Raw genomic sequence first — 4,499 nt, forward strand, 5'->3', positions numbered from 1 at the left:
TTCGCGGTAGCTTTCGCGCAACAGGACCGCCGGCGGTGATCCACGGTTGGGCACCCGCGTCACATACATGATTACTTTCTAGCACGAAAGCAGCACGACAGTAGCCAGATATTAAGAAGACACGCCGACCTAATCCCGAAAATACATGATTACATTCCGGATAACACATGAACACGGAACCCCTGCTCACAGGGCAGATCGGGACTCAGACCCCCTTCAGAAGGGGGTGCCTCTCTGTTTGTCAAGAGGCCTTCGTGGATTGGTCGTGGCATCTGTCTTGGTCGCGTTGTTCGTCGGCGAGCATGGTTCGCCAGAGCTGGTTGGATAGGTGTCGTTTGAGGCAGCGCAGCGCCGCTCGTGGCGTCTTGCCGTCGGTGATCTTGCGGTCGTAGTAGCGTCGTCCGGCGCTTCCGTGCCTGCGGAGCTGGACGATGGCGATGGTGTGGATGGCACAGTTGAGTTGCCGGTCGCCGTAGCGGTTCAGGCGGTGGCATTGGTATTCGGCGCTGGCGACCTCAACCGGGGCGGTGCCGTTGTAGGTGGCATAGGCGGCCGCAGTAGCAAACCGGCTCACGTGACCGGTTCGGCCGAGGATGCGGGCAGCCAGCACCGGGCCGACGCCGTCGATCTCGCGCAGTCGCGTGCCGTGCTCGTCGAGCAGCCGTGTGGCTTCGGCTTGATTTTCCGCGAGCTGCTGGTCGAGCCGGCGCACGTCGGCGATCAAGTCTCGGCACAGTTGAACCCGGACCCGCTCGGGAGTGCTGCGCGACCGAAATGTACGCAGTGCTGCAGTGGCTTTGGCCGCGGTCAGGTCGGTCGGGACGCCGCCGGCCAGAAGCTCGCGTAGGAGCCGGTGTAGTTGGTTGATGGTACGTGTCCGGTTCTGGGACAGGTTGTTTCGCCGCTCGTCGAGCAACGCGAGCGCGTCGACGTGATCCTCGGCTACGACCGGGCGGGCGTCGCCCTGCGCCGCCGCCACACAGGCGGCGCTGGCCGCGTCGATGCGGTCGTTCTTGCGGCGCGCACCGCGGGATAGTTCACGCACTCGCGCGGTCGCGGTGGCCGGCACGTCGAGCACGACCTCGCCACGAGCCAACAGCCACTGGGCCAGGTGATGACCTAGCCCTTCGGCGTTCTCGACCGCCCACTGCCGTTGTGGCCACTGCTTGGCCCAAACCAGCATCCGGCGGTAACCGGCCAGCGTGGCGTCGATACGTAGCGAACCCAGACCGGTGTTGGTGACGGGGTCCACCGCGGCGGCGGTGTGCGTGGTCTTGTGCGGATCGACACCGATAACGATCATGGAGGACGGATTCCCTTCTCGCGTTGTGATGGGGGGATCCGCGGCGGACAATCCGACTTCCAGTACCTCGCACGTACTTGTGGTCACGCCTCTCTTCAGTCACGCCGCGAACGCGAACCGGAGGGGCCCGACACACCCCCTTGGAGTCAACCCGAACGCGGGTGACAGGAACTTCGCGAGTCAGGCCTCCGGTTCGCTACGGCACGCTACGGGCGGCCAACCCGATCACGAACCGCTGACACGCCATATAAGTCGGAACTTCGGATTAACAGCCAGCGCAGTGGCGGCTCCCGTCCGCTGGCGCTCCCGTCCGCCGCCACGAACCGACCCAGACCTACCGCCGCAGAGTCACCCGACGACATCCTCCGGGATCTACCTTGTCGGGTAGCCCCGACGCATTTCTGCGCCGGGGCCCCCTCAGAACCGCGCGAGCGGGTTTCCCCGCACTCGGCTCAAGCAAGCCCCGAGGGCGTTGCGGGTTCCGGTCTGATGCCGCTGCGAGCCCGCAGGCTGCGATGGCATGAGGTGTGTACCAGGCGGGTTCGGTTTCCGTCCGGCGCGCCGCCTCGCCCGTGGTGGGTGAGGTAGTTGGCGGCGATCGCCCGTTTAACGATGCTCAGCCACCAGCGCTCCCACTCGTGCGGGGACTGCGGGGGCTGATCCGGGGTAAGGACGTGGTCCCCGCATAATGGACAGTGCCCGTCCTGCTCGGCGAGCAGGCGCAAGTTGTAGCTGTCCAACGGGGCCAACGCCTTTCGCCGCCGTGCGGCCCAGTACTGGGTCAGGTCGGGGTCGTCTTTAGACGCCCCGCCCGCGACCAGCTGGTGCCGGACGATTTTGGTCCAGGAAAACTTGGTGAGGTAGGCGATGCCGCCACGATCGTCGAGTACCCGATCGCGGGCACCGAACACCCACCCGTCATTCCTGAATCGGTTGAACCTGCCGAAGTAGCGGCGCACGATCCACTTCTTCGACTTGTTGGGGTGGGTGCGGCGCGCCCACCGAAAGGTGAGACACCACACGTGGCTGTCCAGCGCGCTGAACAGCTTGCTGGACACCACCCCCCGGTAGTAGGCGGCCCAACCCCGGATGATCGGGTTGAGCCTGGCGATGAGCGCCATCGCGTTCGAGCCACGCATGCTGCGTATCTCGTCGGCGAGCCTGCGCCGGATTCGCCTGACCGCATCCTGGCTCGGTTTGATCAACAGCTTGCCGGGCCGACCACCACGCCGGTACCGGCGCAGGTTAAAGCCGAGAAAGTCGAAGCCTTCTTCGAGGCGCACGATGCGTGTCTTATCCTCGTTAAAGACCAGCCCCCTCGGCGCCAGCCATTGGGCAAGCCGCTCCTTGACATGTTCGGCCTGATGCCGGGTATGACAGCAGACCACCATGTCGTCGGCATACCTGACCAGAATCGGGGTTCCCGGAACCGTTGTCCCGGTGTTGACACCGGTTTGGCGGTAACGGACCCCGGCGGCCTCCTCCAGCCCGTGCAGCGCCACGTTCATCAACAACGGACTGATCACCCCGCCTTGCGGAGTTCCCTCCTCGGTCGGGGCGAAGCCCTTACCCGGTTCGAACACGCCGGCCTTCAACCAGTCGGCGATCATTCCCCGAGCGGGGAAGTCGCCGACCGCGGCCAATAGCCGGTCGTGGTCAATCCGATCGAACGCGGCCGACAGGTCGGCATCGAGAATCCATACCCGTTGGGCACGAGGGCCTTTCAGGATTGAATACAGCGAGCCGATCGCATCGGCGCAACTGCGGCCAGGACGAAACCCATACGAGCGGGCATCGAATTTGGCCTCCCACTCCGGCTCCAGCGCGTTGCGGACCCGCGCCTGGTGGCACCGATCCATCAACACCGGAATACCGAGCGGACGCTGCTTGCCGTTGGCCTTCGGAATGTACACGCGCCGAACCGGCATCGGGTCCCAGCTCGCGCGACTGCGGTGCACACGCACCGCAATGTCCGCTCGCTGCGGCGACGACAAGGCAACCTCGCCATCGATCCCCGCCGTCCGACGCCCGGCATTGCGCTGGGTGACCTGCCGCACGCTCATCAGCGTGTTCGACCACGACCCCAGCATCAGTTTCTGCAGCGACCGGACCTTGGCCCAGTCCTGCTCCCGCGTCGCCTTGAAGATCCTGCGCCGCAACCGGACTACGTTCTGCTCATGAAAACGCCAGTCAACGGCGTCCCAATCGAGCGCGACGTCCTCGGGTCCGTTCACCGCGATGGTGTCCAACTTGCCCCTTCGGTTCATCAGGCCATCGGCCTCGGCTTTCAAAGGCTCACCTGCCCACGTCAGCACCCTTTCGGGTCCGGCCGCTCGGACCGGCATCCGGCCGGTTCCCCACGACGACCGCCTAGAGCAGCAGCCACGCTGTCGTGAGTCCCGTCGCCTTTCGGCCACCGGCATCCGCTTCTTGGGCATCCTGTCCCGCCGAGGGATTCCGCCCCTCTTACGATCGGCCTACCGGACCGACTCGGCCCGGACCCCGACGGGGTTTCCACGTTCCACGCACACGAGACACGACCGGGGTGGGTGCCCCCTATACCCCGAGGCCAGCGGTGTTCCCGCGACCGGCTCTCACTGCCCGGTCGCCGCTTGCCGCCCCTTCCAGCGGCCAGGCCCTATCACCCAGGTGTTCGTCCCGTCATCCAGGGTTAGAAATAACGAGGCATCATCAGGGGTTCACTTTCGTTCACCCGTCCGGCCTTCCCCTCGCCCGGTTGGTCCCCCAGACGGAACAGGGGCCCTTAGGCTTCTACCCTGGGCTTCGCACCCCAACGGACAAGACCCGTCGACGCACGCCAGGGCGGGGATCGATCTTGAACACTGATCGAGAACTACGCACCCGGCATGACCGGCCTCCAATCTGCGAGTTCACTCGTTATGCACGACCTCGTGTCGCACGTGAGAACTTTCTTTACTGCTATCCAGGGTGTGCCGCAGCCGATGCGCACCCACCCGTGGCAGACCCGCACGGCGGCAGGCCCACCCCATCACCTGCCGGATCGCCGCCGGCGTCAGCGGCCGGTAGGGTGCCCGGACGGTGCAGAACACCGACCGTGCCGCGCAGGCCGGTCGGCCGTCGGCCAGATACGCCACAATCGCCTCACCGACATCGACCGGAAGTGGTAGCCGATCGACCCGTTCAGCCTTGCCGTGAACAGTGACTTCGCCGCTGC

The 4,499-nt window shown here is 65.4% G+C and carries 2 protein-coding genes and 1 pseudogene; all 3 read right to left on the reverse strand.

Annotated elements, in window-relative coordinates; all coding sequences use genetic code 11:
• Positions 1-241: 241 nt before the first annotated feature.
• Entirely contained in the window at positions 242-1,303 is a 1,062-nt protein-coding gene (locus VKI00_RS16545; RefSeq protein WP_324439197.1) for an IS110 family transposase, read from the reverse strand.
• A gap of 452 nt (positions 1,304-1,755) precedes the next feature.
• Positions 1,756-3,648 carry a group II intron reverse transcriptase/maturase gene (ltrA, locus tag VKI00_RS16550; protein WP_324439199.1) on the reverse strand — a complete coding sequence of 631 codons (1,893 nt, stop codon included), beginning with the start codon at positions 3,646-3,648 and terminating at the stop codon, positions 1,756-1,758.
• Between the two features lie 546 nt (positions 3,649-4,194).
• A pseudogene (locus tag VKI00_RS16555) lies at positions 4,195-4,499 on the reverse strand (integrase/recombinase); the annotation flags it as partial.

Origin of the sequence: Mycobacterium sp., assembly GCF_035314665.1 — a bacterium.
In the GTDB taxonomy this organism is placed as follows: Bacteria; Actinomycetota; Actinomycetes; order Mycobacteriales; family Mycobacteriaceae; genus Mycobacterium.

Bases quoted from the DNA above. Each gene is read 5' to 3' on its own strand.
- ltrA (WP_324439199.1), bottom strand. From the start codon at position 3,648: ATGCCGGTCCGAGCGGCCGGACCCGAAAGGGTGCTGACGTGGGCAGGT.
- VKI00_RS16545 (WP_324439197.1), bottom strand. From the start codon at position 1,303: ATGATCGTTATCGGTGTCGATCCGCACAAGACCACGCACACCGCCGCC.